General features: G+C 65.9%; 26 protein-coding genes. 14 read left to right on the plus strand and 12 right to left on the minus strand.

Annotation, left to right across the window (positions count from 1 at the left end; translation table 11 throughout):
• The 4 genes from queE (at position 1) to XH80_RS18005 (ending at position 2,757) form a co-directional block, all read left to right on the plus strand.
• Positions 1-633 carry a 7-carboxy-7-deazaguanine synthase gene (queE, locus tag XH80_RS17990; protein ID WP_271599709.1) on the plus strand — a complete coding sequence of 211 codons (633 nt, stop codon included), beginning with the start codon at positions 1-3 and terminating at the stop codon, positions 631-633.
• A 14-nt stretch (positions 634-647) separates the two neighbouring features.
• On the plus strand, positions 648-1,013 hold the full coding sequence (locus tag XH80_RS17995; protein ID WP_057757100.1) for a 6-pyruvoyl trahydropterin synthase family protein: 366 nt from the start codon (positions 648-650) through the stop codon (positions 1,011-1,013).
• A 113-nt stretch (positions 1,014-1,126) separates the two neighbouring features.
• Positions 1,127-2,014 (plus strand): oxygen-dependent coproporphyrinogen oxidase, encoded by an 888-nt coding sequence (gene hemF, locus XH80_RS18000; protein WP_271599710.1) that lies wholly within the window; start codon positions 1,127-1,129, stop codon positions 2,012-2,014.
• Positions 2,005-2,757 (plus strand): HAD family hydrolase, encoded by a 753-nt coding sequence (locus tag XH80_RS18005; RefSeq protein WP_271599711.1) that lies wholly within the window; start codon positions 2,005-2,007, stop codon positions 2,755-2,757. The genes hemF and XH80_RS18005 overlap by 10 nt, the downstream gene beginning before the upstream one ends.
• Before the next feature lie 177 nt (positions 2,758-2,934).
• Here XH80_RS18005 and XH80_RS18010 read toward each other — a convergent pair whose 3' ends face one another.
• Both XH80_RS18010 and XH80_RS18015 read right to left on the minus strand, forming a co-directional pair.
• The gene (locus XH80_RS18010; protein WP_271599712.1) at positions 2,935-3,582 is read right to left on the minus strand and encodes a glutathione S-transferase family protein; all 648 of its coding nucleotides are present in this window, start codon (positions 3,580-3,582) and stop codon (positions 2,935-2,937) included.
• A gap of 55 nt (positions 3,583-3,637) precedes the next feature.
• Positions 3,638-4,024: a GNAT family N-acetyltransferase gene (locus XH80_RS18015; RefSeq protein ID WP_271599713.1), complete on the minus strand. Its 387-nt coding sequence runs from the start codon at positions 4,022-4,024 to the stop codon at positions 3,638-3,640.
• 315 nt (positions 4,025-4,339) lie between these two features.
• On the opposite strand from XH80_RS18015, the gene XH80_RS18020 reads away from it, so the two are divergent.
• The 4 genes from XH80_RS18020 (at position 4,340) to XH80_RS18035 (ending at position 6,782) form a co-directional block, all read left to right on the plus strand.
• Entirely contained in the window at positions 4,340-4,888 is a 549-nt protein-coding gene (locus tag XH80_RS18020; protein WP_271599714.1) for a hypothetical protein, read from the plus strand.
• Positions 4,889-5,049: 161 nt separating this feature from the next.
• Positions 5,050-5,736: a helix-turn-helix transcriptional regulator gene (locus XH80_RS18025; protein WP_271599800.1), complete on the plus strand. Its 687-nt coding sequence runs from the start codon at positions 5,050-5,052 to the stop codon at positions 5,734-5,736.
• Positions 5,737-5,805: 69 nt separating this feature from the next.
• Complete coding sequence (locus XH80_RS18030; RefSeq protein WP_271599715.1) at positions 5,806-6,174, plus strand: VOC family protein; 369 nt, start codon at positions 5,806-5,808, stop codon at positions 6,172-6,174.
• A gap of 191 nt (positions 6,175-6,365) precedes the next feature.
• Positions 6,366-6,782 carry a hypothetical protein gene (locus XH80_RS18035; RefSeq protein WP_271599716.1) on the plus strand — a complete coding sequence of 139 codons (417 nt, stop codon included), beginning with the start codon at positions 6,366-6,368 and terminating at the stop codon, positions 6,780-6,782.
• Positions 6,783-6,893: 111 nt separating this feature from the next.
• Here the strand turns inward: XH80_RS18035 and XH80_RS18040 are convergent, their stop codons facing one another.
• From XH80_RS18040 to XH80_RS18060, 5 genes are read right to left on the minus strand one after another with little or no spacing between them, the layout of a single operon-like run.
• On the minus strand, positions 6,894-7,664 hold the full coding sequence (locus XH80_RS18040; RefSeq protein WP_271599717.1) for a sulfite exporter TauE/SafE family protein: 771 nt from the start codon (positions 7,662-7,664) through the stop codon (positions 6,894-6,896).
• The gene (locus XH80_RS18045) at positions 7,661-8,914 is read right to left on the minus strand and encodes a CCA tRNA nucleotidyltransferase (protein ID WP_271599718.1); all 1,254 of its coding nucleotides are present in this window, start codon (positions 8,912-8,914) and stop codon (positions 7,661-7,663) included. Before XH80_RS18045 ends, XH80_RS18040 begins: the two co-directional genes overlap by 4 nt.
• Positions 8,915-8,924: 10 nt before the next feature.
• Positions 8,925-9,188 carry a DUF6111 family protein gene (locus tag XH80_RS18050; protein WP_271599719.1) on the minus strand — a complete coding sequence of 88 codons (264 nt, stop codon included), beginning with the start codon at positions 9,186-9,188 and terminating at the stop codon, positions 8,925-8,927.
• On the minus strand, positions 9,185-9,859 hold the full coding sequence (locus XH80_RS18055; RefSeq protein WP_271599720.1) for a CoA pyrophosphatase: 675 nt from the start codon (positions 9,857-9,859) through the stop codon (positions 9,185-9,187). Before XH80_RS18055 ends, XH80_RS18050 begins: the two co-directional genes overlap by 4 nt.
• Positions 9,856-10,467, minus strand: a complete 612-nt coding sequence (locus XH80_RS18060; RefSeq protein ID WP_271599721.1) for a DUF1285 domain-containing protein — start codon at positions 10,465-10,467, stop codon at positions 9,856-9,858. Before XH80_RS18060 ends, XH80_RS18055 begins: the two co-directional genes overlap by 4 nt.
• Before the next feature lie 289 nt (positions 10,468-10,756).
• Between XH80_RS18060 and XH80_RS18065 the strand changes: the two genes are divergently transcribed.
• The 6 genes from XH80_RS18065 (at position 10,757) to XH80_RS18090 (ending at position 20,599) form a co-directional block, all read left to right on the plus strand.
• Positions 10,757-11,755 (plus strand): AAA family ATPase, encoded by a 999-nt coding sequence (locus tag XH80_RS18065; RefSeq protein ID WP_271599722.1) that lies wholly within the window; start codon positions 10,757-10,759, stop codon positions 11,753-11,755.
• Positions 11,755-12,699, plus strand: a complete 945-nt coding sequence (locus XH80_RS18070) for a DUF58 domain-containing protein (protein WP_057757070.1) — start codon at positions 11,755-11,757, stop codon at positions 12,697-12,699. The genes XH80_RS18065 and XH80_RS18070 overlap by 1 nt, the downstream gene beginning before the upstream one ends.
• Positions 12,696-15,509, plus strand: a complete 2,814-nt coding sequence (locus XH80_RS18075) for a DUF4159 domain-containing protein (protein WP_271599723.1) — start codon at positions 12,696-12,698, stop codon at positions 15,507-15,509. The genes XH80_RS18070 and XH80_RS18075 overlap by 4 nt, the downstream gene beginning before the upstream one ends.
• Before the next feature lie 7 nt (positions 15,510-15,516).
• Positions 15,517-17,580, plus strand: coding sequence for a hypothetical protein (locus XH80_RS18080; protein ID WP_271599724.1), 2,064 nt, complete (start codon positions 15,517-15,519; stop codon positions 17,578-17,580).
• Between the two features lie 203 nt (positions 17,581-17,783).
• On the plus strand, positions 17,784-18,182 hold the full coding sequence (locus XH80_RS18085) for a DUF2946 family protein (protein ID WP_271599725.1): 399 nt from the start codon (positions 17,784-17,786) through the stop codon (positions 18,180-18,182).
• Positions 18,183-18,427: 245 nt separating this feature from the next.
• The gene (locus XH80_RS18090) at positions 18,428-20,599 is read left to right on the plus strand and encodes a TonB-dependent receptor (protein ID WP_271599726.1); all 2,172 of its coding nucleotides are present in this window, start codon (positions 18,428-18,430) and stop codon (positions 20,597-20,599) included.
• Positions 20,600-20,774: 175 nt separating this feature from the next.
• Here the strand turns inward: XH80_RS18090 and XH80_RS18095 are convergent, their stop codons facing one another.
• The 5 genes from XH80_RS18095 to XH80_RS18115 all read right to left on the minus strand — a co-directional run bounded on the left by XH80_RS18095 (position 20,775) and on the right by XH80_RS18115 (position 25,902).
• Entirely contained in the window at positions 20,775-21,158 is a 384-nt protein-coding gene (locus XH80_RS18095) for a RidA family protein (RefSeq protein ID WP_271599727.1), read from the minus strand.
• A gap of 25 nt (positions 21,159-21,183) precedes the next feature.
• Positions 21,184-22,794, minus strand: a complete 1,611-nt coding sequence (locus XH80_RS18100) for an N-acyl-D-amino-acid deacylase family protein (RefSeq protein WP_271599728.1) — start codon at positions 22,792-22,794, stop codon at positions 21,184-21,186.
• A gap of 10 nt (positions 22,795-22,804) precedes the next feature.
• Entirely contained in the window at positions 22,805-24,124 is a 1,320-nt protein-coding gene (locus tag XH80_RS18105) for an MFS transporter (RefSeq protein WP_271599729.1), read from the minus strand.
• A 269-nt stretch (positions 24,125-24,393) separates the two neighbouring features.
• Complete coding sequence (locus tag XH80_RS18110) at positions 24,394-25,164, minus strand: IclR family transcriptional regulator (protein WP_057757053.1); 771 nt, start codon at positions 25,162-25,164, stop codon at positions 24,394-24,396.
• Between the two features lie 222 nt (positions 25,165-25,386).
• Positions 25,387-25,902: a GNAT family N-acetyltransferase gene (locus tag XH80_RS18115; RefSeq protein ID WP_271599730.1), complete on the minus strand. Its 516-nt coding sequence runs from the start codon at positions 25,900-25,902 to the stop codon at positions 25,387-25,389.
• Positions 25,903-25,962: the final 60 nt, after the last annotated feature.

The raw sequence follows: 25,962 nt of genomic DNA on the forward strand, positions 1-25,962 counted from the left end.
TTGAGTTACGCGGTCAAGGAAATCTTCCTGACCCTGCAAGGCGAAGGCGCCCACGCCGGCCGCGCGTCGGTGTTCTGCCGTTTTGCCGGCTGCAACCTCTGGAGCGGCCGCGAGGCGGACCGCAGCCAGGCTACATGCCAGTTCTGCGACACCGATTTCGTCGGCACCGACGGCACGCTCGGCGGCCGCTACGCCACGGCCGCGGAACTCGCCGATATCATCGCCGGGCAATGGACCGGCCCGGCCACCAACCGCTATGTGGTGCTGACCGGCGGCGAGCCGCTGCTTCAGGTCGACGACGCCCTGGTCGCGGCGCTCCATGCCAAAGGCTTCGAGATCGGTGTCGAGACCAACGGCACGGTCGAAGCCCCCGCAGGCCTCGACTGGATTTGCGTCAGCCCCAAGGGTGGCAGCGAACTCGTGCTAAAGCGCGGCCATGAGTTGAAGCTGGTCTATCCGCAGGCCCTCGCCGCGCCCGAAGCATTCGAGGGCCTCGCCTTCGAGCGCTTCTCGCTGCAGCCGATGGACGGGCCCGAGGTCGCCGAGAACACCGCGCGCGCGATCGATTATTGCCTGCGCCATCCGCAATGGCGGCTGAGCGTGCAGACGCATAAATCGCTCGGCATCAGATAGGACTGAACGGACAGATGTGGGAATTGACGAAACAGTTCCGCTTCGAGGCGGCGCATACGCTGAAGGGGACGACCTTTGGTGAAGCGAGCGAAGAGATCCACGGCCACTCCTTCCGCGCCGAGGTGACCGTGCGCGGCACGCCGGATCCTGCGACCGGCATGGTGGTCGATCTCGGCCTGCTCCAGCGCGCGATCGAAGAGGTGCGCTTGATGCTCGACCACAAGTTCCTCAACAAGATCGAGGCGCTCGGCACACCGACGCTGGAAAACCTCTCGCGCTTCGTCTGGGAGCGGCTGGCGCATATCGGCAAGCTGACCCGCGTCAGCATCCACCGCGACAGTTGCAACGAAAGCTGCACCTATTACGGTCCGCAGACGTGATATCTCGCAGGGCGGGCAAAGCGGAGCATGCCCACCAATCGAGACGAGGGTGAGAGATGGTGGGCACGGCGCAAGGGCGCCTTTGCCCACGCTACGAGAGCGGTGGAATGGAGATGGACGTTTCGATAATCGAAGACCGCAAGGCCCGCGCCCGCGCCTGGTTCGAGCGCTTGCGCGACGACATCTGCGACAGCTTCGAGCGGCTCGAGGACGACGCGCCGCACAGCCTCTATCCCGGCGCGGCCGGCCGCTTCAATCGTACGCCCTGGCAGCGCACTGACCACAGCGGGGCCAAGGGTGGCGGCGGCGTGATGTCGATGATGCATGGCCGGCTGTTCGAGAAGGTCGGCGTGCACTGCTCGACCGTGCATGGCGAGTTCGCACCCGAGTTTCGTGCGCAGATTCCGGGCGCGGCGGAAGATCCGCGGTTCTGGGCCTCCGGCATTTCGCTGATCGCGCATATGCGCAATCCGCACGTGCCGGCCGTGCACATGAACACGCGCTTCGTCGTCACCACCAAGGCGTGGTTCGGCGGCGGCGCCGATCTCACACCGGTGCTGGATCGCAGGCGCACGCAGGAGGATGCTGATACCCTCGCCTTCCACGCCGCGATGAAGCAGGCCTGCGACCAGCCGGGCGGCGTTGCCGATTACGACAAGTACAAGAAATGGTGCGACGAGTATTTCTATCTGCCGCACCGGAAAGAGGCGCGCGGCGTCGGCGGCATCTTCTACGACTGGCACGACAGCGGCGATTGGGACGCCGACCTCGCGTTCACGCAGGATGTCGGCCGCGCCTTTCTCAAGATCTACCCTGACATCGTCAGGCGCAATTTCGCGACAAGCTGGACCGCTGAAGACCGCGAGGAGCAGTTGATCCGGCGCGGGCGCTATGTCGAGTTCAACCTGCTCTACGACCGCGGCACCATCTTCGGGCTCAAGACCGGCGGCAATGTGGAGTCGATCCTGTCGTCGCTGCCGCCGGAGGTGAAATGGCCATGACCACGACAAACAGCGTGATCAAGCCGCTGCCCCGCGCCATGCTGATCGACATGGACGACACCATCCTGTCGGCCTATGGCCGGCCCGAGATTGCCTGGAACACGATCGCGGAGGAATTCGCCGAAGAGCTCGCGCCGCTGCCGCCGCCGCAGGTCGCCACCGCCGTGCTGGCCTCTGCCCGGCAGTTCTGGTCGACCGCGGGAGCGGAGTGGCGCATGAAGCTCGGCGAGGCCCGCCGGCTGACGGTGCGCGGCGGTTTTGCCGCGCTCGCCGCGAGCGGCCATCGGGCGCTCTCGGACGATCTCGCCGATCGCCTCGCCGACCGCTTCACAACCTATCGCGAGGAGGCGATCTTCGTCTTCCCCGGCGCGCATGATGCGATCGACGCCTTCAAGGCCCACGGCGTCAAGCTCGCGCTGGTCACCAATGGCGCCGCCGACATGCAGCGCGCCAAGGTTGAGCGCTTCGAGCTGACCCATCGCTTCGATCACATCCAGATCGAGGGCGAGCATGGTTTCGGCAAGCCCGAGGAGCGCGCCTATCTGCATGCGATGGAAGCGCTCGGCGTCACCGCCGAGGACACCTGGATGATCGGCGACAATCTGGAATGGGAAGTGGTGACGCCGCAGCGCCTCGGCATCTATGCGGTCTGGCTCGACGCGCATGGCGAGGGCCTGCCCGAGGGCTCGACCGTCAAGCCCGACCGCATCATCCGCTCGCTGACCGAGCTGGTGCCGGGCTAGATCTTCGAAAACAACCCCATGCACAGTAGGCGGCTGCTGCAGAATCAGCAGCTTGCCGCAAGAGAGGCAACGCGATTACGGATTTTGCGAAAATTCGTTGCCCCGTCGGGCAAAACAGGCGTATGATGCCATCGTGGGCAATTTTCGACCCGGCGCGCACTTCGCGGGCCGCCGTCGTTATTGTGGTGCTTGGGGCAATCGCGGCATCGCGGCCAGGAGCCCGGTTCTCCGGGAGAGCGCCGACCACCAGCGACTGAGCCTGGTGTGCTTCTGCAAGAGTGCCAGCCCCTCGGGGGTCAACACAAAGTAGCCGATCATCGGCGCGAGGTGGATGTCGGCTAACGACAAATCCTTGCCCGTGAGGTATTGGCCCTGGCCAGCCATTGTCTCCAGAGCCGCAAGTACCTTCGGCGCTGCTTCGAGGCCCCGTTTAACCTCGCTCTCGTCAACCGGTCGCCCCAAGGCGGGCCTGAAAACCCTGTGCGAAAAGACCTGTCTCACCAGGGGCCAATAAGCGTAGCTGTCCACGATCGACATGATCTGACTGCAGCGCGCGCGTTCTCTTGGCTCGGTTGGCTGGAGCTTCGGACCTTCAAAGGCCTCATCGACGTATCGCGTGATGGCGCCCGTCTCGTAAACAGCGAAGCCGTCGTGAACCAGCGCGGGCACGCGCTTGAACGGATGGATGGCAAGATAGCTTGCCGGCACATTTTCGGAGAACGGATCGACTTCGAGCCAATTGTAGACCACGCCCTTTTCATGGAGAGCCAACCGAGCGATCCAGGAATATACGCTGTACTGGTAGCCGTAGAGTTCGACGGTCATTTGCCCTGTCATCTTACCCCTTCTTCCACGTTCCAAAGTGAACATTCCCCTGCCGCTACTGGCCCGTCGCCGGAGAGGCGGGCTCGCGGTCGCGAGGAATGATGTACAGGAGCTGCGGCAGAATGGTTTCCGGCGAGAAGTAGAACGGCCCTTCGCCGATCCTGATGGCCCCCATGCGCGTGTAAAACCCTTCCGCGGAAGGTTCGGCGTTGATCATCAGGGCGCCGGCTTTCATCCCGAGCGTGCTCGTTACGGCTGCCTCGAACAGAGCCCGACCGATTCCGCGTTTCCAACACGGTGGATCGACATACAGGCCGTGAAGCAGCGCAATTCCCTGAAGCGCCGGCAGTGCCCAGACGACGCCAACGGCATCGCCGGAATCTTCCGCGACTCGAACATGTCCCGAATTGATGAGCGGCACCGTGATCGTCAGCGCTGGCATCACACGATCGATGAACGCTTCGTCGTGCCCTGCATGCATCGTCGCGCGGACGCAGAGGCGCGTGAGCTCACGCTGCTCGTCCAGCCTGGCCGCTCGAATTCTGTAGACGTTCATTGCACCTCCGCCGCTCTCCAGCCGACCCTCTATTAGACTCTGCAATCTTTGCCGCGGTTGCCGCCGGCCTCACCCTGGCCGCCGGATCGATTCGACGCATCGACATGCGGTTCTGCACCGCGCGAATAGCTGGTACCGGAATATTGTGATACAACCCCTGGCTGTCGGGAAAGCATTTCCGACTATTTTCTGGAGGTACCCATGCGATCGTCGTTTGGCTTCGCCGTGCCGTCCGTCGTCCTTACTTTGTCAGCTGTCTTGCTGTGCAGCACATCAGGCACGGCACTGTCGCAACCCACACCAAACTCCTTGCTGCCCGCCGTTTCGGTCGAAGCGCCGAAGCCCAGACCGACTGTTGCGCCACGGCAGGGGCCAGCGACCGTGACCTCTCACCACCGCGCCAGCGGCTCATCATCCGCCCAAGATCCGGCGTTCGCGCCGGGCACACCATTGGCGAGGCTTGCCAAGCTGGAGCGATCCGCCAGCAGCTGCAACGGTGGCTGCGAAACCAGCTATCGAGTCGGCAACGCGCCCTGGGTCGGATGCAGCTTGAGTGGCGGCTCTGAGCCTTACACCAGTCATTTCTCGGCAACGTGCCGAGACACGCTGACCTACAATACCTACGCCCAGTGCGTCGAAACCAAGGCCTTCCTCGGCGCATCGCCCCGAGAGACCAGGTGGCTTTGCACCAGCCTGCTGGCCGGAGGCAAGCTGGCCGGCGAAAGGCAGGTCGCCGAAAGCCGCCGCTAGTCCACGCCGCCGTCAGGAGCGCCGTCCGGAATGCCGGGCGGTCGCTTCCTGTTTACCCCGCCGCATCCCGTTAGCTGCCGCAGCCCTCGGCGACATCTCGGATGACGCCTTGGGTGTTCGATGCTGACAGGATCTGGCAGCAGCGCGTGATATCAGCCGGCATGTCGCGCGCTCAACGCCTTCTTGATGTGATCCAGCTCTTGCGCAGTCACCGCCGGCCGGTCGCGGCAGGCCGGCTGGCCGAGGAGCTGGGTGTCTCGCTGCGGACGATCTATCGGGACATCGAGACGCTGAAGGGCCAGGGGGCCCACATCGATGGCGAGGCCGGCATCGGCTATGTGCTGCGGCCGGGGTTCATGTTGCCGCCGCTGATGTTCTCGGAAGAGGAGATCGAAGCCTTGGTGCTGGGCGGCCGGTGGGTTGCGGCACAGCCGGATGAGCCGCTCGGCAAGGCGGCCAAGAACGTGCTTGCGAAGATCGCCGCCGTGCTGCCGGACGATCTGCAGCGGAGCCTGGAAACCTCGGGCCTGATGGTCGCGCGCCGCGATCCGGCGGCAGGCGACGCCGAATTGCCGGTCATCCGGGCCGCCATCCGCAACGAGCGCAAATTGCGCATCGTCTACAGCGACGAACGGGACAACCGCACCAATCGCACCATCTGGCCGATCGCGCTCGGGTTCTTCGACCGGGTCCGCATGGTGGCGGCCTGGTGCGAGAGCCGCAGCGACTACCGCCATTTTCGCACCGACCGGATCGTGTCGATCACGCTGACAGAGCGCCGCTATCCACGCCGCCGCACCGATTTGCTGCGGGAATGGCGGCAGCGGGAATGCATTGGTGAGCACTGACCATGCTGACAGAAACTGGCAGTACCTTCAGTTAAGCGTCGGCCATCGCCAGCTGAACAGGAGATGCAAATGGCCGACTTCAACCTCGTGGTGCTCTATGTCAACGATGCGCAAGCGAGCTCCACTTTCTATCAGACCCTGCTGGGGTGCCCCGTCGCGCAATCATCCCCCAAATTCGTGGTGCTTCCGCTCGGGAGCGGCGTCATGCTGGGCCTGTGGCAGCGGGATGCCGTCGTGCCGCCGTCTGTTGCGGAGGCCGGTAGCAGCGAGATCTCATGGGCGGCCGCGAACGAGGAAGCCGTGCGCGCGACCTTTGAAACATGGACGAGCCGCGGGGTGCGGATTGCGCAGCCTCCGACCGCAATGCCGTTCGGACTTACCTTCGTTGCGCTCGATCCCGACGGTCATCGCCTGCGCGTGCTGGCCGCCGCCGCGTAAGGCCGATTGCGCCGAGCGACAAGGCTGACTAGGAAATTCGGATGAATTCCGAATCGTCCCCTAGTTGGCCAGTCGTGGAGCCACCGCCTTTCCTTCCCGCGCCCCGCCGCCGGTGGCCGCTTGCACTCGTCACCGGCGTTGTCCTCGCGCTCGCAGGCGCAGGGGCCTGTTATGTCTGGCTGAATCCCGGATTGCTCGTTCAAACGGCGGGGCGCGAGGCTGCGGATGCCGAACCCAATGCCAATGACAAGGCTTTCATGACGGACCTGCTTGCCGCGCAGCAGAAGACGGCTGACGATGTGGCCGCGGTCGAAAGGACGGTGGCCGATCAGCAAGAGCAGCTGAAGGCGATCATGGGTCAGCTTGCCAACCTCAGTTCGAAAATCGACGCACTGAAGGGCCCCGGCCCGCAGCCACCGGCCGCACCGTCTCCGTCGCCTGGGGCCGTTACGTCGACGCCGCCGGCTTCTGCGCCTGCCGTCGCACCTGCTCCGGCAGCACGCGTCGTCCCACGGCCGAAGAAGCCGCCGCGCGCAGCGACCCCGACGGGTCCGATCTCGGTCGGAGGAGCGCCGCTGAACGCCGCGCCCGCTGCGACCGCGCGCTGAGCAAGGCCGTCTCAAGCGCGATGCGATCAGGATTGTTTGTCATCGCGCTTTAGCTCTTTGTTTGAGCATGATCTTTTCGGAAAACCGCTGCACACTTTTCCGGATCATGCTCTAACCGATCAACTGCTTCGCCGCCGCCGAGATCATCACAAGGCCACCGGCGATCACGGCAACATCCAGGATCGCGGTGTGGATGTGCACCGGCATCCGCTCGACGAAGGCTTTGGCCAGGAACGCGCCGGGGATGGCGATGCCGCCGATCAAAAGCGCGAAGGCGAGCACTTGCGCGGTGACGGCGCCGGCGAGGCCGAACACCGAGATCTTGATGAGGCCGGTGCCGAGCGAGATCATCGCGTCGGTTGCGATCACGGCGGCGCCTTCGAGGCCGGCGGCCATCAGCAGCGAGAGCAGGATCACGCCGGAGCCTGACGTGCCGCCGACGAGGACGCCGTAACCGACCGAGCCCGCGGCCAATCCCGTGTCGCCGATCCTGACCTCGCGGCGACGGAGCGCGCGGCGCAGCGGCACGCTCAGGATCAGCATGGTGCCGATCACGATCGCGGCGCCGGCGTTGGTGAGGCGGGTGTAGCCGTAGGCGCCGAGCGCGGTGGTCAGCGCGGCGCAGGCGAGCACGATCGCCGCGCGGCGTCGGTCGACGTAGCGGAGATAAGCCATAGTGCGGCTGGAATTGGTGAAGAGCGCCGAGATCGCGATGATCGGCACCACAGGCTCGGCGCCGACCAGAGGTACCAGCACAAGGGGCATCAAGGCGCCGGTGCCGTAGCCGGCGAGACCACCGATGATGGAAGCAAACAACGCCATCATTGCAACCAGCAGCAGCTGGAAAATCGAGATGTCGGCGAAGCCTGCGACGATGGTCAATGTTTCTCGCGAGTGACGCGTGCTGCGGCTTGATCGGCGATGGCAGCGAGTGCGGCTTGCTCTAGTGGAAAATCGGCTGCAAGCCAAGCGTCCTCGGCGAGTGTCAACACATGTCCGAGCGCAGGTCCTTCCGCCATGCCGCGAGCGATGAAGTCGGCAGCCTTCAGCGGGAATTTCGGCGCGGTCCAGCGCTGCGGCAGCTCGGCGAGCTCGCGCCAGCGCGACGAATTGGCATCGCTGCCGCTGCGTGCCCAGGCCAGCAACACGCGATCGTGATAGCGCTCGGGCCCGAGCCGATAGAGCAGCCGCCGCGCACGCGCCTCGTCCATGGCGGCAAAGCGCCACCAGCGATGGCCCATCGAATCCAGCGCCTTGGCTTCGGCGTTGGAGAGCCGAAGGCGCGTCGCAACACGCTTGGCGTCTTCGGTGACCGCAACAGTCAGCGCCGCGAGACGGCGCGTGGGGCTGGCTGTCAGGCCCAGCGTGCGCTCGATCGCGATCATCGCCGTCAGCGGCCCGGCATAGGCGACGCCGCCGATCATGGCCTGCAGCAGGCCGGCATCGACCATGGCCAGCGCGGCGGCGGATGCGCCTTGCGCCACCAGCAATTTGAGCATCTCCATGCGCAGCCGCTCGGCCGAGAGCGTGGCAAGGCCGGCGCGGCCGCGGATGCAGGCGAGAGTGGCCTCGCGGTCGGGCTCGCCGGCGCCGAAGGCGGCGTGGATGCGGAAGAAGCGCAGGATGCGCAAGTAATCTTCCGCGATGCGCTGATCGGGATCGCCGATGAATCGCACGCGGCGCGCCTTGGCATCGGCGATGCCGCCGACATAGTCGTAGACGACGCCGCTAGCGTCGACCGACAGGCCGTTCATGGTGAAGTCGCGCCGCTCGGCGTCCTTCACCCAGTCGCGGCCGAAGGCAACCTTGGCCTTGCGGCCGAAGGTCTCGGTGTCCTCGCGCAGCGTCGTGACCTCATAGGGCGCGCCGTCGATGACCAGCGTGACGGTGCCGTGGTCGATGCCGGTCGGCACGCACTTGATGCCGGCGGCCTTCGCGCGCCGCACCACCTCCTCCGGCAGCGCCGTGGTGGCGATATCCATATCGCCCGGCGGCAGGCCGAGCAGCGCGTTGCGGACGGTGCCGCCGACCACGCGCGCCTGCTCGCCGCCCGCGCCCAGCAGTTGCAGGACGCGCGCGGTCCCGCCTGCAGTCAGCCAGGGCGCACCCGCAAGGATCGGCTCCGCGCTCATCGTCCGGCCCTTATCTTTCGGTGCCCGGCACGAGCCTGCCGTTCTCGATATGGGCGGGAACGTAGGTCGAGTTCGGCGCAGCGCCGGAGAAATGCGCAAGGCCGACCAGCCCGGCAATGACGAGCACGAGCGCCACCAGGATGAGGCGCGCGACGATGGTAACAGGCCAGGACGATTGCACGAACAGGCCGGACCGCGTGGCGGCCAGGAACAGCGCATAGACGGCAAAGGGGATGAGGAAGATTCCGATCTCGGTCAGAACCGGCCGGATCATGATGAATAGATCCGCTCATACAGCACACGCAGCATTCCGGCCGTGGCGCCCCAGATGTAGCGCTCCGCGAACGGCATCGCATAGTAAAACCGCTCCATGCCGCGGAATTCCTTGCTGTGGACCTGGTGATTGGCCGGATTCATCAGGAAGGATAGCGGTACTTCGAATGCGTCATCAACCTCGGAATGGTTGATGTTGAGCTGAAAACCGGGCCTGACACGGGCGACCGTGGGCAGGATGCGGAAGCCGAACGCGGTGCCGTAGAGATCGAGATAGCCGATCGGCTCGATGAAATCCCGGGATAATCCGACCTCCTCCTCGGCCTCGCGCAGCGCGGCGTCGAGCGGCGAGGAATCGATCGCGTCGATCTTGCCGCCGGGAAAGGCGATCTGGCCGGCGTGGTCGTTGAGATGCGCCGAGCGCTGCGTCAGCAGGATGGTCGGCTCGGGATGGTCGACCACCGCGATCAGCACCGCCGCAGGGCGCACCGGCTGCTCGCGCGCGACGATCTCCAGCATCTTGTCGGTGCCGGGATCGCCGGAGGCGGGGATGATGTTCGGATCAAAAAGTCCGGCCGGCACGTCGAAGCTGAGCCTCGCCTTGGAGCGGGCGAAGAAATCCGCGGCTCCCATCGCGTACTTGGAATCGCTCTTGGAGATAGGCTTGTTCAAAGCGCGGCCCTCACCTGCTCCGCGTCGGCCATGGCGAAGAACTCGCCGGCCGACTCGACGCCAAACATCGGCTGGCCATCGACCATCCGCTCCTCGCCCATGTCAACCAGATCGTAATAGAGCGCGCGCGTGACCTTGGCCCAGAGATCGGCGCGGACATGCAGGTAGGGCGTCAGGCCGCCATCGGCCGCCTGCTCGAAGCGCAGCCGGTGCGCGGCATCGCAGGTGACCCAGTCGTCGACATTGGTGCGGAAGCTCAGCACGGGATGGTTGTCCTCGTCGCGCTTCAGCATCTCCACCGCCATGAACGGCGCGTCATCGACGACGATGCCGACCTTCTCCACCGGCGTGACGAGGAAATGCTTGTCGCCCTCGCGCTTGAGGATGGTGGAGAACAGGCGGACCAGCGCGTGACGGCCGATTGGCGTGCCCATGTAGAACCAAGTACCATCGGAAGCGATTCGGATATCGAGATCGCCGCAAAACGGCGGATTCCACAGATGCACCGGAGGCAGGCCCTTTTTGGCACCTTCGGCATTGGCAGCACTTTTGGCGGCGGCAGTCAGCCCCTCAAGACCGCGATCGCCGCTCTGCCCTTGGTTCGCCATGGTTTGCCCTGACTTTGTCCGTTGGCACGATTGGTGCAGGCCTGACTTAGAAGTCTACGTTGTACGTAAGTCTACGGTTCCACCCCGGTTTCCCCCGGTGTGGAGGTCTCCACTTCGTGATGCCGTACATACCCCGAAGCCGATAAGGTGGGGATAGGTTAATTCAACGAATACATGGCGTTCCTGCAAGTCTAGCATAGGGGCCATGACGCAGATTGATGCGATAAATTCGACGACGATAAATTCGACGACGCAGCAGAGCCGCGTGGCAGGCTTGAGGAGCTAACGGATGGCAGAGAGTGTCGAGAAGCTCGAAGACGGCATCGTTCGTTCGGCCGAGCAGGTGTCTGCACAGATTCGCGCAGCGAAGGATGCGATCGGGTCGGTGATCTTCGGCCAGGATCGCGTGGTCGAGAACACGCTGGTCACCATCCTCTCCGGGGGCCACGCGCTTCTGATCGGCGTTCCCGGCCTTGCCAAGACAAAACTGGTCGAGACGCTCGGCGTCACGCTCGGTCTCGATGCCAAGCGCATCCAGTTCACGCCCGACCTGATGCCCTCGGACATTCTCGGCGCCGAAGTGCTGGACGAGAGCACCGCGGGCAAGCGCTCGTTCCGCTTCATCTCCGGGCCTGTGTTCGCGCAGCTGTTGATGGCCGACGAGATCAACCGCGCCTCACCGCGCACGCAATCGGCGCTGCTGCAGGCGATGCAGGAGCAGCACATCACCGTTGCCGGCGCGCGCCATGATCTGCCGAAGCCGTTCCACGTGCTGGCCACGCAAAACCCGCTGGAGCAGGAGGGCACCTATCCACTGCCCGAGGCGCAACTCGACCGCTTCCTGATGGAGATCGACGTCGACTATCCCGATCGCGACGCCGAGCGCCGCATCCTGTTCGAAACCACAGGCGCCGAGGAGACGCTGGCGAAGGGATCGATGAATGCGGATGCGCTGATCACGGCGCAGCGGCTGGTGCGCCGCCTGCCGGTCGGCGATTCCGTGGTGGAGGCCATCCTCTCGCTGGTGCGCTCGGCGCGTCCGGGTCCTGACAGCGGCGAGGCCGGCAAGTTCATCGCCTGGGGCCCCGGCCCGCGCGCCAGTCAATCCTTGATGCTCGCGGTGCGTGCGCGCGCGCTGATCGACGGGCGCCTGGCGCCCTCGATCGACGACGTGCTCGACCTCGCCGAGCCGGTGCTGAAGCACCGCATGGCGCTGACGTTCCAGGCGCGCGCTGAAGGACGCACGATTCCGGACGTGATCCGGCAATTGAAGACACGGATCGGTTGATGGCTGCAGAGACCGGGCACACGGCGAAGGAGATCATCGCAATCCGACGTGCCGATGGCGAAAGCCGCACGCTTGCAGCTTCCTTGCCACGCCTGGTGCTCGAGGCCCGCCGCATCGCCGCCAACGTCATCCACGGCTTGCACGGCAGGCGCCGCGCCGGCTCCGGCGAAAATTTCTGGCAATATCGCCGCTTCGTCTCCGGCGAGCCGTCGCAGAATGTCGACTGGCGCAGATCGGCGCGTGACGACCATCTCTATGTCCGCGAGCTCGAATGGGAGGCCTCGCACACGGTGTGGATCTGGCCTGATCGCTCGCCCTCGATGGCGTTCGCCTCGAGGACCGCGCGCGAGTCCAAGCTGGAGCGCACCCTGATCGTCGCCTTTGCGCTGGCCGAGCTGCTGGTCGCGGGCGGCGAGCGCGTCGGCATTCCCGGATTGATGGCGCCGACCGCAAGCCGCAGCGTCATCGACAAGATGGCGCAGGCGATGCTGCATGACGATGCCATCAGGCTGAGCCTGCCGCCCTCCTTCGTGCCCGCGGCGCTGGCCGAAACCATCGTGCTGTCGGATTTCTGGTCGCCGATATCAGAGATCAGGACGACGCTCGCAGGACTGTCCGGCTCCGGCGCGCATGGCACCCTGGTGCAGATCGTCGATCCCGCCGAAGAGAGCTTCCCCTATTCCGGCCGCGTCGAGTTCGTCGAGCCCGAGGGCTTTGGCGTCATCACCGCCGGCCGCGCCGAGAGCTGGGCGGAGGATTACACCACGCGGCTGGCGCTGCACCGCGACCAGATCCGCGCCGAGACGGCCAAGCTCGACTGGCTGTTCACGACGCACGCGACCGACCGCTCGGCCGCCGAATTGCTGCTGTTCCTGCATGCCGGCATGCAGGTGAGCAAGTCGGGCGCCCGCGTCACCTCGATCAAGGCGGGGCCGGCCGCATGATGGGATTGCCGCTCGCCTTCACCGAACCGCTGCTCCTGATCGGCCTCGTCAGCCTCCCGGTGTTGTGGTGGCTGCTCCGCGTGATGCCGCCGCGGCCGCGCCGCATCGAATTTCCGCCGACCCGTCTCTTGTTCGACATCGCACCGCGCGAGGAGACGCCTTCGCGGACGCCATGGTGGCTGACGGCGCTGCGGCTGCTGGCCGCCGCGCTGGTGATCTTCGCCGCCGCCGGCCCGATCTGGAATCCGCAAGTGGGCCTTGCCGCCAGCAAGGCGCCGCTGATGATCATGCTGGACGACGGCTGGAGCGCCGCCTCGAACTGGGACACCAGGATCCGGGCCGCCGACGAGCTGATCGCGAATGCCGAGAACGACCGCCGCGGCATTGCGCTGGTGCCGCTGTCGGAGCCGAACCGCGACATCACGCTGATGCCGGCGGGCGCGGCGCGCGTTGCGCTGCGGCAGTTCGTGCCAAAGCCCTATTCGATCGAGCGCGTTGAAACCCTCACCGCAATCGATCGTTTCCTGAAAGCAACCGGCGATTGCGAGATCGCCTGGCTGTCCGACGGCGTCGACACCGGCCGCGGCGAAGAGTTCGTGGCCGGGCTCGGCAGGACCATAGGGGATCGCAGCTTGACGCTGTTCGAAGGCGGCACCTCTTCCCCGCTGGCGCTGGTCGCGGCGGAAAACGCGGCGGCGAAGATGACGGTGAAGGTGCTGCGCACCGACAGCGGCATTCTCGCCGGCACCGTGCGGGCGCTGGACCAGAAAGCCTCGCCGATCGGCGAGGCGCGCTTCACCTTCGGACCACAGGACAAGGAGGTCGATGCCGCGTTCGACCTGCCGGTCGAGCTGCGCAACGACATCTCCAGGCTCGAGATCTCCGGCGAGCGTTCGGCGGGCGCGGTGCAGCTGCTCGACAAGCGCTGGCGCCGCCGCGCCATCGGCATCGTCTCGGGCTCGACCAGCGAGACCTCGCAGCCGCTGCTCGCGCCGACCTTCTACCTGACGCGCGCGCTGGCGCCGTTCGCCGACGTGCGGCTCGCCGACAAGGGCGCCCCACAGCAGGGCATCACCCAGTTTTTGGACCAGAAGCTGCCGATGATCATCCTCGCCGATGTCGGCACCGTCGCGCCTGACTTGCGCGAGCGCCTCAACGCCTGGATCGCCCAGGGCGGCGTGCTGGTGCGGTTTGCCGGGCCCCGCCTGGCGCAGGCCGAAGACGATCTCGTGCCGGTCAAGCTGCGCAAGGGCGGCCGCACGCTCGGCGGCAGCCTGACCTGGGAGAAGCCGCAGCATCTCGCCAGCTTCACCCCTGACGGCCCGTTTGCCGGCGTCGCCGTCCCCAAGGACGTCACCGTCAGCCGGCAGGTGCTGGCTGAGCCAGACGCCGTGCTCGCCACCAAGAGCTGGGCCTCGCTCGAGGACGGCACGCCGCTCGTCACAGGCGAGCATCGCGGCAAGGGCATCGTCAGCCTGTTCCACGTCAGCGCCGACATGCGCTGGTCGGATCTGCCGATGTCCGGCACCTTCGTCGAAATGCTCCGGCGGGTCGTCGACATGTCCGGCTACACCGCCAAGCCCGGCCCCGGCGTCGCCACTGAAGCGACCGCCGAGACGCTGGCGCCGCTGCACATGCTCGACGGCTTCGGCGCCTTCGGCCCGCCGCCCGCCACCGCCAAGCCGCTGACGGCTGATTATCGCGACCGCGCCACGCCGGACCATCCGCCCGGCTACTACGGTCCGGCAGAAGGACCGCTCGCCGTGAACACGCTCGCCGCCGCCGATCGCATCGCAGCCCTCAACACCGCGCCGCTGCACGCAAGGCGCGCCACCTACACCAATGCCGAGCCGCGCGACCTGCGCGGCTGGCTGCTGTCGACTTCGCTGGCGCTGTTCCTGATCGACGCCCTCATCGTCGCGCTGCTCGGTGGCGGCCTTGCCGCGCTGCTGCGCCGCCGCGCCGCGCCCGCCATGATCCTGCTTGGCGTCTTGCTCGCAGGTGTCGCGGTGCTGTCGCCGACGCCCTCGCGCGCCGACGGCGTCTCGGACGAGTTCGCGATGAAGTCGACGTCGCAGACCCGCCTTGCTTATGTGGTCACCGGCAATGCCGACGTCGATTCCATCGTCAAGGCCGGCATGTCCGGCCTGACGCTGTTCCTGGCCCAGCGCACCGCGCTCGAGGCCGGCGATCCCGTCGGCGTCGATCCCGCGCGCGACGAGCTCGCCTTCTTCCCGCTGATCTACTGGCCGATCGTGCCGGGCCAGCCGAAGCCGCCGCAGGACGCCATCAACAAGATCGAGGCCTATATGAAGCAGGGCGGCACCGTGATCTTCGACACCCGCGATGCGGTCGAAGCGCCGCCCGGCGATAACGGCGCCGCGCAGACGCCGGGCATGCAGGCCCTGCGCGAGATCCTGTCCTCGCTCGACGTGCCCGAGCTCGAGCCGGTGCCGCGCGAGCACGTGCTGACCAAGACGTTTTATCTGTTGCGCGACTTCCCCGGCCGCTTCAATTCAGGCCAGACCTGGGTCGAGACGCTGCCGCGCGAGGATGACGACGAGAGCGCGCAGCGGCCCGCCCGCGGCGGCGACGGCGTCTCGCCGATCATCATCACCTCCAACGACCTCGCCGGCGCCTGGGCGCTCCGGCCCGACGGCCAGCCGATGCTGCCGCTGACGCCGGGCGAGCCGCGCCAGCGCGAATTCGCCTACCGCGCCGGCGTCAACATCGTGATGTACACGCTGACCGGCAACTACAAGGCCGACCAGGTGCACGCGCCGGCCCTGATCGAACGGCTGGGGCAATAGGATCAATATGAACTACGGCATCGCGTTCACGCCGCTTGTCCCAGCGATCGTCCTCTGGATCGCGCTGGCTGCGATCGTCCTCATCGCCATCGTGCTGCTGCTGGCGCGGGCGCGCGGCGCGGCGGTGCGCGTGGCGGCGCTGGCGCTGTTCCTGCTGGCGCTCTCCAATCCCTCCTTCACGCGCGAGGACCGCGATCCCCTCACCTCGGTCGCCGCGGTCGTCGTCGACAAGAGCCCGAGCCAGAATTTCGGCAAGCGCAACCAGGAAGCCGCCAAGGCGCAGGAGGCGCTGGTCGACAGCCTGAAGAAGATCAAGGGGCTGGAGGTGCGCGTCGTCGAGGCCGGCCAGGCCGACGGCGAGACCGACGGCACCAAGCTGTTCGGCGCGCTGGCCTCCGCCCTGTCGGACGTTCCGGTCGACCGCGTCGCCGGCGCCTTCCTGATCACCGACGGCCGCGTCCACGACATCCCGGCGAGCGCCGCCGCGCTCGGCTTCCAGGCGCCGGTGCAGGCCCTCATCACCGGACAGAAGGACGAGCGTGATCGCCGCATCGCGATCACCGCGGCGCCGCGCTTCGGCATCGTCGGCCAGAACCAGACGATCTCCTATAAACTCGACGACCAGGGCGTCACCGGCGAGCGCGCCAAGGTCACGGTGCGCCGCGACGGCGAGGTCGTCAACGAGCGCACGCTTTCGAGCGGCCAGAGCGCGAGCGTCGATGTCGAGATCAAGCATGCCGGCCCCAATATCGTCGAGATCGAGGCCTCGCCGCTCGAAAGAGAATTGACCCCGGTCAACAACCGCGCCGTCGTCGCCATCGACGGGGTGCGCGACAAGCTGCGCGTGCTGCTGGTCTCGGGCGAGCCGCATTCCGGCGAGCGCACCTGGCGCAACCTCTTGAAGTCCGACGCCAGCGTCGACCTCGTGCATTTCACCATTCTGCGTCCGCCGGAGAAGCAGGACGGCACGCCGATCAACGAATTGTCGCTGATCGCGTTTCCGACCCGCGAGCTGTTCCAGCAGCACATCAACGAATTCCAACTGATCATCTTCGACCGCTACGCCCGCCAGGGCGTGCTGCCGATCCCCTATTTCGAGAACATGGCACGCTATGTGCGCGCGGGCGGCGCCGTGCTGGTCTCGGCAGGCCCCGACTATGCCTCGACCAGCAGCATCTGGCGCACACCGCTGGACACGGTGCTGCCGGCCGAGCCGGTTGGCGTCACGGAGAAGCCGTTTTATGCGCATCTCTCCGACATCGGCAAACGCCATCCCGTGACGCGCGGGCTCGAGGGCTCGGCGTTCGAACCGCCGCATTGGAGCCGCTTCTTCCGCACGGTCGAGACCCGCAATGCGGTCAACCCGCCGGTGATGACGGGCGCGGACGGCAAGCCGCTGCTGTTCCTGTCGCGCTTCGGCGAAGGCCGCGTTGCGCTCTTGCTGTCCGACCACATCTGGCTGTGGGCGCGCGGCTATGAGGGTGGTGGCCCGCACCTCGATCTGCTCAGGCGGATGTCGCATTGGCTGATGAAGCAGCCTGATCTCGACGAGGAAGCGCTGCGCTTGCAGGTGCAGGGCAAGGATCTCGTCGTGGTGCGCCAGACCATGGCTGATAGCGTGCAGCCGGTGAGCGTGACCTCGCCCTCCGGCGTCTCGCATGATCTGACGCTCAGCGCCGGCGATCCCGGCGAGTGGCGCGCCAGCCTGCCCGCGAACGAGCTCGGCCTGTGGCAGGCAACCGACGGCACGCTGAAGGCGCTGATCAATGTCGGCCCGACCAATCCGAAGGAATTCTCGGAAGTCACCTCTACCACCGAGACCCTGAAGCCGCTGACGCAGGCGACCGGTGGCAACTCGTTGCGAATCGCCGATGGCGGCAGCGTCGAGCTGCCGCGCATCGTCCCGGTGCGCTCAGCGAGCGTCTTTGCCGGTGACGGCTGGATGGGCGTGCGGATGCGCGATGCCAGCGTCGTCAAGGGCGTCGGCGTGCTGCCGATCTTCGCCGGCCTGATCGGGCTCCTGCTGCTGCTCGGCGCGTTCGCCGCGACCTGGGTGCGTGAGGGGCGGTGAGATAGACTGAGGGCCCGCCGTAGGCGGGCGTCTCGAAGGATGGGCCACGGGCAAGCTGCCTAGTTGCCTGAACGACACAACGCATCGGCCGCTTGCGTGTGCCGGTCTGCGTCCGATTGACATTCGATCCAGCTTCTTGCGATGTTACAATATAACATCGTGACATCAGGTCGGTGCCTCGCGATGTGGGATGGCGTTTCCAGATGAAGTGGTTCCGGTCAAATATCAGGCACGGTGCCCGGCTCGCGATATTCGCGATGCTGGTGCAGTTCGCGCTGACCTTCGGCCATAGCCACTGGTTCGCGCAGGCCGCGCCGCTCGCGCAGTCGCGGCTCACTGACAGCACCAAGACCATCACGCCGACCGACGGCGCTGCGGTCCAGAAGCAGTCGCCTGCAAATCCCGATCGCGAACAGCCGGGCGAGGACAATTGCGCGATCTGCGCGCTCGTCGCAATGGCCGGCACGGTCCTATCAGCGACGCCGCCTCTGCTGCATTTGCCGCAGGCGGTCGAGCTGCTCTACCGCACCACGGATGCCGAGTTCAACCATCTCGAATCGGCACGCCACGCGTTCCAGCCGCGCGCCCCTCCCGCCTCCTGATGTCAATCGATTGAGCTGCCTTCGGCATCGGCCGCGCATGCGCGCCGATTGCGCTGGGCCATCGAGGATGATCCGTCGCATGTCGACGGCGCGCGCTGCCTGCAGGTGCTCTGAAGAGCCGCAGTGGTGCGCGATCGGAAATCAGGACTATGGTGTCTTCAAGAGCAATATTGGCGGGCGCGAGCCTCGCCGCACTCACGCTTTCTTATCCCACCGGCAGAGCCATGGCGCAGACGACGGCCCCCATGACGACGCTGCCCACCGTCGAAGTCGAGGCGCCGAAGCAGATGCAGGCACCGCGCCGGCCAAAGGTTCGCGTCGCGGTCGACAGGCGACGTTCAACGTCGCAGGCGCGGCCGCAGACCGAGGCGCCGGCCACCGTCGAGGGCCAGAGCGAACGGCTGGACGCGGCGCGCCAATCGGTGCTTCCACCGGGCGGCGCTACGACCCACACGCTCACGCGCCAGGCGATCGAGGCGCTGCCACAGGGCAGCAACGCCTCGCTCGACAAGGTGCTGCTGCAATTCCCCGGCGTCACCCAGGATTCGGCGGCGAGCGGCGACCTGCATGTCCGCAACGAGCACGCCAATCTGCAATACCGCATCAACGGCGTGATGCTTCCCGACGGCGTCGGCGCGTTCGGGCAGATCCTCGACACCGGCATCGTCGGCAGCCTCAGCCTGCTCACCGGCGCGCTGCCCGCGCAATACGGCCAGCGCACGGCCGGTGTGCTCGACATCCAGACCAAGGCTGACGCCTTCAACAATTCGGGCGTCGTCGGCGTCTATGGCGGCAGCAATGGCACGATCTCGACCAACATCGAACATGGCGGGACGGCCGGGCAGACGCAGTATTTCCTGTCGGGACGTTTCTTGCAGAACAATCTCGGCATCGAGAACCCGACACCGTCGGTCAACGCGATCCACGACCGCACCAACCAGGAGAAGGGATTTCTCTATCTCTCGACGATGATCGACCCAACGAGCCGCCTCACCTTCATGAGCGGCGTGTCGAACGCGACGTTCCAGATTCCGAACAATCCCGGCCAGACGCCTGCGAACACGGCATTCGGCGTTTCGAATTTCGACTCGTCACGGCTCAACGAGCACCAGAACGAGTTCAACCAGTTCAACGTCGTGTCCTACCAGACCTCGAACGGCGCGTTCGACACCCAGACCTCCTACTTCAACCGCACCAGCCTGCTGCACTTCTATCCTGATCCGATCGGCGATCTCGCCTTCAAGGGCGTGTCCTCGGACGTCTACCGCCAGAGCGTGGTCAACGGCATCCAGCAGGACACCGCCTGGCGCATCGGTTACGCGCACACGCTGCGGTTCGGCCTGTCGGTGAGCGCCGAGCGAACGCTGGTCAACAGCGGGACCACGGTGCTGCCGCTGGCCGATCCCACCGACCCGAACGCAGGCACGATCGACGCGCCGTTCTCGGTGTTCGATTCCAACGCCAAGACCGGCTGGCTGATCGGAACCTACGTCCAGGACGAGTGGAAGATCACCGACAAGCTGACGCTGAACGCCGGCCTGCGCTTCGACCAGATGTATCAATTTGTCGATGCCAACCAGCTCAGCCCGCGCGTCAGCCTGACCTGGAAGCCGTTCGACGGCACGACGTTCCATGCCGGCTATGCGCGCAACTTCACCCCGCCCTCGCAGGTGATCGCGTCGCCCGTCAATCTCGCGCTGGTGACCCCGCCCGGCGCGCCCGCCAACACCCAGACGCCGGAGGTCGGGCTGAACAGCCCGGTGCTGCCCGAGCGCTCGCACGTGTTCGACGTCGGCGTGACGCAGAAGATCTATGCAATCCCCGGCCTCGAGGTCGGCGTCGATGCCTATTACAAGAAGGCGCGTGATTTGCTCGACGACGGCCAGTTCGGCGCGGCCTATGTGCTGAGCGGCTTCAACTATGATCGCGGCGAGAATGTCGGCGTCGAGCTGAAATCGACCTACAGAAGCGGCAATTTCAGCGCCTATGCCAACCTCGCCTGGGCCAAGCAGATCGCGACCAATGTGGTCTCGAACCAGTATCTGTTCGGCGCGGACGAGCTCGCCTATATCGACGGCCATTACATCTACACCGACCACGCGCAGATGCTGTCGGCGTCGGCGGGCGCATCCTATCTCTGGGAGGGCACGCGCTACAGCGTGTCCATGATCTATGGCAGCGGACTTCGGTCCGGCTTTGCCAACACCGATCACCTGCCCGGCTACACGCAGGTGAATCTCGGCCTGTCGCATGATTTCAATATCGTCGCGCCGAACAAGCCGACGACCGTGCGGTTCGACGTGGTCAATGTGTTCGACACGATCTACCAGATCCGCGACGGCTCCGGCATCGGCGTGTTCGCCCCGCAATACGGCCCGCGGCGCGGGTTCTATGTCGGCATGTCGCAGCGGTTCTAGCTGAGCCGTTTCCTTGTGGCGCATCCTTCGAGACGCCCGCCTTCGGCGGGCCCTCAGGATGAGGACGGTGTGCGTGGCGGGATTTGCAGCGAGCGCCGATGGCACTTTGCCTCATCCTGAGGAGACCGCTGGAAGCGGTCGTCTCGAAGGACGAGGCGTGCGCGCAATCGTCGCCTCACCTGCGATAGGCGACGCAGTCGATTTCCACCTTGCAGTCCACCACCATGCTCGAGACGACGCAGGCCCGGGCCGGTGGATTGGCGCCGAAATATTCGGCGAAGACCTTGTTGAAGCTTGGGAAGTCCCTGGCATCGTCGAGCCAGACGCCGCAGCGGACGACGTCCTTGGGCTCATAGCCGGCCTCAGCCAGGATCGCGAGCATGTTGCGGATCGCCTTGTGAGACTGCGGAATGATGCCGCCCTCGATCACCTCGCCGTTCTCCATCGGCGTCTGGCCGGAGACGTAGAGCCAGCCGTCGGCCTCCACCGCGCGGGCGAACGGAAGGTGCTGGCCGCCGGTGCCGGTGCCGCCGGCCGCGCCGTATCGTTTCAGCGTCATTGCATCATGTCCTGGGTGTGATGGTTCAAGTCAGGGCCCGGCCCGGCCGCGCGAAAGTGCTGCGTCCGTCCGCGACCACGGCCTCGCCGGCGACGAACACTGCACGAATGCCTGCGGGCATTTCCGTCGGCGTCTCGAACGTCGCTCTGTCCTTGATGGTCTCGTCGAACAGGGTGAGATCGGCGATCATGCCGGGCCGCAGGATGCCGCGGTCGGACAGTCCGAAGCGCTGCGCGGGCATCGCGGTCATCCGCCGCACGGCGTCTTCCAGAGTCAGCCAGCCTTGCTCGCGCGTCAGGCGGCCGGCGACGCGCGGGAAACTGCCATAGGCGCGCGGATGCGGCTTGGTGCCCGGGCGCGGAATGCCGTCGGAGCCGACCATGTGCAGGCGATGGGTGAAGGCGGCGCGCAAATCGGCCTCATCGAGCTGGAACATGATGATGCCGGTCTGGCCCTGGTCTTCCTCGATGCAGCGGACCATGAGATCGAACGGGGAGATGCCGAGCTCGCGCGCGGCATCGACCATCGATTTGCCCTCGAGCGGCTTCAGCGCGGGGTTGGCGGTGGCGGAGATGCGCACATTGTGCCAGCCGATCAGCACGATCTTGGACTGTGCGGCATGCGGATCGGGATCGCCCTCCTCGACCAGCACGCGCAGCGCTTCTCGCTGGCCGGGATCGCGCAGCCGCGCCAGCAACCCGTCGATGCCGCCTTCGAGGGCTGCCGGCGGCAGCAATTGCAGCATGTAGGAGCTGCCGGCGGGATAGGGATACATGTCGAAGGAGATGTCGATGCCCTCCGCGCGCGCCGCCTCGAGCCGGTCGAGCGCCTTCGGGATCGCGCCCCAGTTCGGCTTGCCAGCCGATTGCAGATGCGACAGCAACCCGGCCGCACCGGAGGCGCGCAGGATCGCGATGAACTCGTCGATGGAGGGCAGGAGGCCCGCTTCATAGCTGCGGACATGCGCGGTGAGCAGCTTGCCATGCGCTCTGACGGTCTCTGCCAGCGCGTTGAGCTCGCTGGTGTCGGCATAGGCGCTCGGGGGATAGACGAGGCCGAGCGACAGGCCGGCAGCTCCTTGCGTGAGTTGCTGCGCCAGCAGCGCCTGCATCGCCGCGATCTCTTCGCGGCTCGCCGCACGGCGCTCGTAACCGAGCACGGCCAGCCTGATCGCGGCGTGCCCGACCAGGGAGACGAGGTTGAGCGCGACGCCCGGCCCTTCCAGGGCCTGCTTGTAGCCGTCGAAGCTGTCGAAGACTTCGTCGGGTCGGGTTTCGCCGGCGAGCCCCGAGAAATGCAGCCGCAGCATCTCGGCGGAGCCTGCGGTCGCGGGATAGAGCGAGAAGCAGCAATTGCCGACCACGAGCGTGGTCACACCCTGCAACACCTTTTCGGGCCGGTCGGGCTCGCGCAGGCAGATCAGATCGTCATGGCAATGGGCGTCGATGAATCCCGGCGCGAGATAGCATCCGCGCGCGTCGATGATGTCGGCACCCTCCGCCGGCAGCGCGGCACCGATCGCCGCGATGCGGCTGCCGTTGATGCGCAAGTCCGCCTCGAACCACGGCGCGCCGGTGCCGTCGATCAGCCTGGCGTTGCGGATCAGCGTGTCCTTGCCGCTGGTGGTCTGGGGCATGCCCCTCTCCTCAATGAACAGCCACGGCGCCTGATGGTGCGACCTCTTCGTAGTCGGGGATCGATTCGATCCGGCCGAGCACCACGACATAAAAGAAGATGCCGATCAGCAGCGCCACACCGGCGATCATGAAAGCACCGGCAAAGGATTGGGTCCAGTCGACCACGATGCCTGTCACGATCGGCGCGAGCACGCCCATCATGTTGTTGGTGAAATTCAGGATGCCGCCGACCGTGCCCGCGCCACCCTTGGGCGCGATCAGCGACACGATCGAGGAACCGACGGGTGCGGCGGCCGACAGGCCCGAGATCGCGATCGACAACCACAGCAGCGCCCAACCCGGTTTCACGGTGAAGGCGGCGCCGATCACGGCGAGCCCCATCAGCATGCCGACGATGATCACCGACTGGCGCACCCGCGTCGAGTCGTAGCCGCGCGCGATCAGATGATCGACCAGAAAGCCGCCGATCAACAGGTCCGACAGTGTCGCGAAGATCCACGGGATGGTCGAATAGCCTGCGGCCGACATCAGGTTCATGTGCATGGTCTGGGCGAGATAGCCCGGCAGCCAGGTGAGGAAGAGATAGAAGGTGTAGCCATAGGCGGAGAAGCCGATGGTCAGGCCCCAGACCTTGCGGTTGCGCAGGAGGTAGCCGAGCATGCGGCTCTGCCCCGTTGCGGCCGGGCCTTCCGGCGTACCGCCGCCGGCGATGATGTAGTCATGCTCCGCCTTGGAGAGCTTCGGATCCTCGCTCGGATTTCGATAGATCAGGTAGTAGGCGATGAAATAGGCAAAGCTGAGCAGCGCGGTGACGCCAAAGCCCCAGCGCCAGCCGTAGAGAAAGATCACATAGGCGACCAGCGGCACGCCGATCACGTTGGAGAATTTTGCGGCGGAATCGAAGATCGCGGTCGAGCGCGCGCGTTCGTCGAGCGGGAACCAGTGGCCGGTCGCCTTCTGGCTGGCCGGAAACGCCGGCGCTTCCGCGACACCGAGCAACAGACGCGCGCCGGCGATGCCCCAGAGACCGCTGGCAAGCGCGGTGATGGTGGCGGCGACCGCCCAGAGGAAGCTCGAGACGCGGCCGACCGTGGTGACGCCGAAGCGGTCGAGCACCATGCCGCCGGGGACTTGCAGCAGCGAATAGGTCCAGAAGAATGCGCTGCCAAGCAGGCCGATGTCGGTGGCGGTGAGGCCGAGCTCCCTGGTGAGCTCCGGCGTCGCGGCCGAGAGGCCGACGCGATCGATGTAGTTGATGAGAATTCCAACGCCGAGGAGACAACCGATCAGCCAGCGTCGTCCGGGTACCTGTTGGGTTGCCTTCGTCATGTTGAATCCTCGCTTGGACACGCAGGATCGCGTCTCCAATCCCGACATGGGACCGGGAGAACCTCATCGCGCCCGCAACTGCATTGTCTCTTATAGTGGACAATATTATCTTATAGCGACACGTTAGAGATGACAGCGTCGTGATGTCAAGAGCGGACATTCCGGCCGCGACGCGCGTTCGCGCGCGTCGCGTTCTGCGCGAACATCGTGCCGCGATAACGCACAACGATGCGGGAACATCGGTCAGCGACGTTGACGGTCGGTTCGGTTCAGGAACGATCCGAGAGTTCCGTTGCGGTGGCGACGAGATCGTCGAGCAGCGCGGTCCTGCGCTCCTTCACCGAATCAGCGGGAACGACGAAGCAAAGCGTCGCGACCGCGACACCCTTCTTGTCGCGGATCGGCGCGGCAAGGCACGACGTGAAGCGATCGGACAGCGCCGTGGTCACGCATTTGCCGTCGCGCCGCGCCCGTGCGACGTCCTTGATGAAATCATCGACGTCGAGCACGCGGCCATCAGGAAGGCGGAAATCCTCCTTCGGAACGAACGCGCGAATCTCCGCCGGGCTCATGTGATCGAGCAGCAACCGGCCCGATGCCGTCCAGGGCAGCGGCACCTCGATGCCGACGTCGGTGGTGATGCGGAACAGGCCCGATCCGTCGCGGGTATCGACCACCACATATTTGCGGCCGCGCAGCGCGCAGAGTTGCGCGGTGGCGCTGTGCTGGGTTGCGAGACGATCGAGCGCCTCGCGGCAGCGGCGATGCAGCGGATTGGCCTCCGCATAGGCCCGCCCGTAGAGATGCACCGCCTTGCCGAAATAGACCTGACCGCCGTCGCCGACGCTCTCGAGCAGGTCCGCCTCGATCAGGCGGTTGGCGATGGCATAGACCGTCGATCGCGGCGCGCCCATCTGCTTGGCGAGGTCGCTGAGCTTGGAGGGCGCGCGCAAATGCAGCAGCGCTTCGAGCAGATCGATGGTCCGATCAATCCCGTTCTGGCGTTCCGCGGGCGAGGCGCCCTTCTTCGATGCGGCCAAACTTCATCAATCCTTCGTCAGCTTCGCCTGCCGTTTTGGCACAAACCGCGCCGACGGTATAGCGGGTCAGACTTTCGCATTCAAAGCTCTGGAGTGACATCGGCGTACTGGCAGTCAGCCCTGTGCAACCCGGTCAGATCGCGCTTCGCGCGGGATCGAAATCGAGATAGGCCTGCAATGTCTCGGTGGTGGCGCGGAAGATGTGAGCTCCGAGCGGATGCGCTACCCTCGCGCCTTGCTCCAGTCCGGAGCAACCGCGCCCGAGACGCCCTCGAAGGCGCCGTCGACGAGCTCGAACACCAGGATCCGCGCGGCATCGACCGGGCCCGGCATGGTGACACGGCCCTTGGGGACCAGCTTGAAGCCGACGCGGCTGTAATAGGGCTCGTCGCCGACCAGCAGCACGATGCGATGGCCCTTGTCCTTCGCTTCTTTCAGGGCCCGCTCCATCAACATGCGGCCGATGCCGCGGCTGCGGAACGGCGGCTCGACCGTGAGCGGCCCGAGCAGCAGTGCAGGCGTCTCGCCAACCGTCACGGGCAATTGCCTGACGGAGCCGACCAGCAGCGTGCCGATGCGGGCGGTGAAGGAGACGTCGAGCAGGTGTTCGACGTGCTCGCGGATGCGATAGGCGCTGAGCACGAAACGGCCGGGGCCGAAGGTGCGCTCGTGCAGCCGCTCGATCGCCTGCGCGTCGCCTGCGGCTTCGGGACGGATGGTGATGGAGAGATCGTTCATATCATTTGCGGGATAGCATCTGCGCCTGGCGAGGTCCATGGGCGTCGCGCCCAACTTCAG

This window comes from Bradyrhizobium sp. CCBAU 45384, from assembly GCF_028128665.1.
Classification (GTDB): domain Bacteria; phylum Pseudomonadota; class Alphaproteobacteria; order Rhizobiales; family Xanthobacteraceae; genus Bradyrhizobium; species Bradyrhizobium manausense.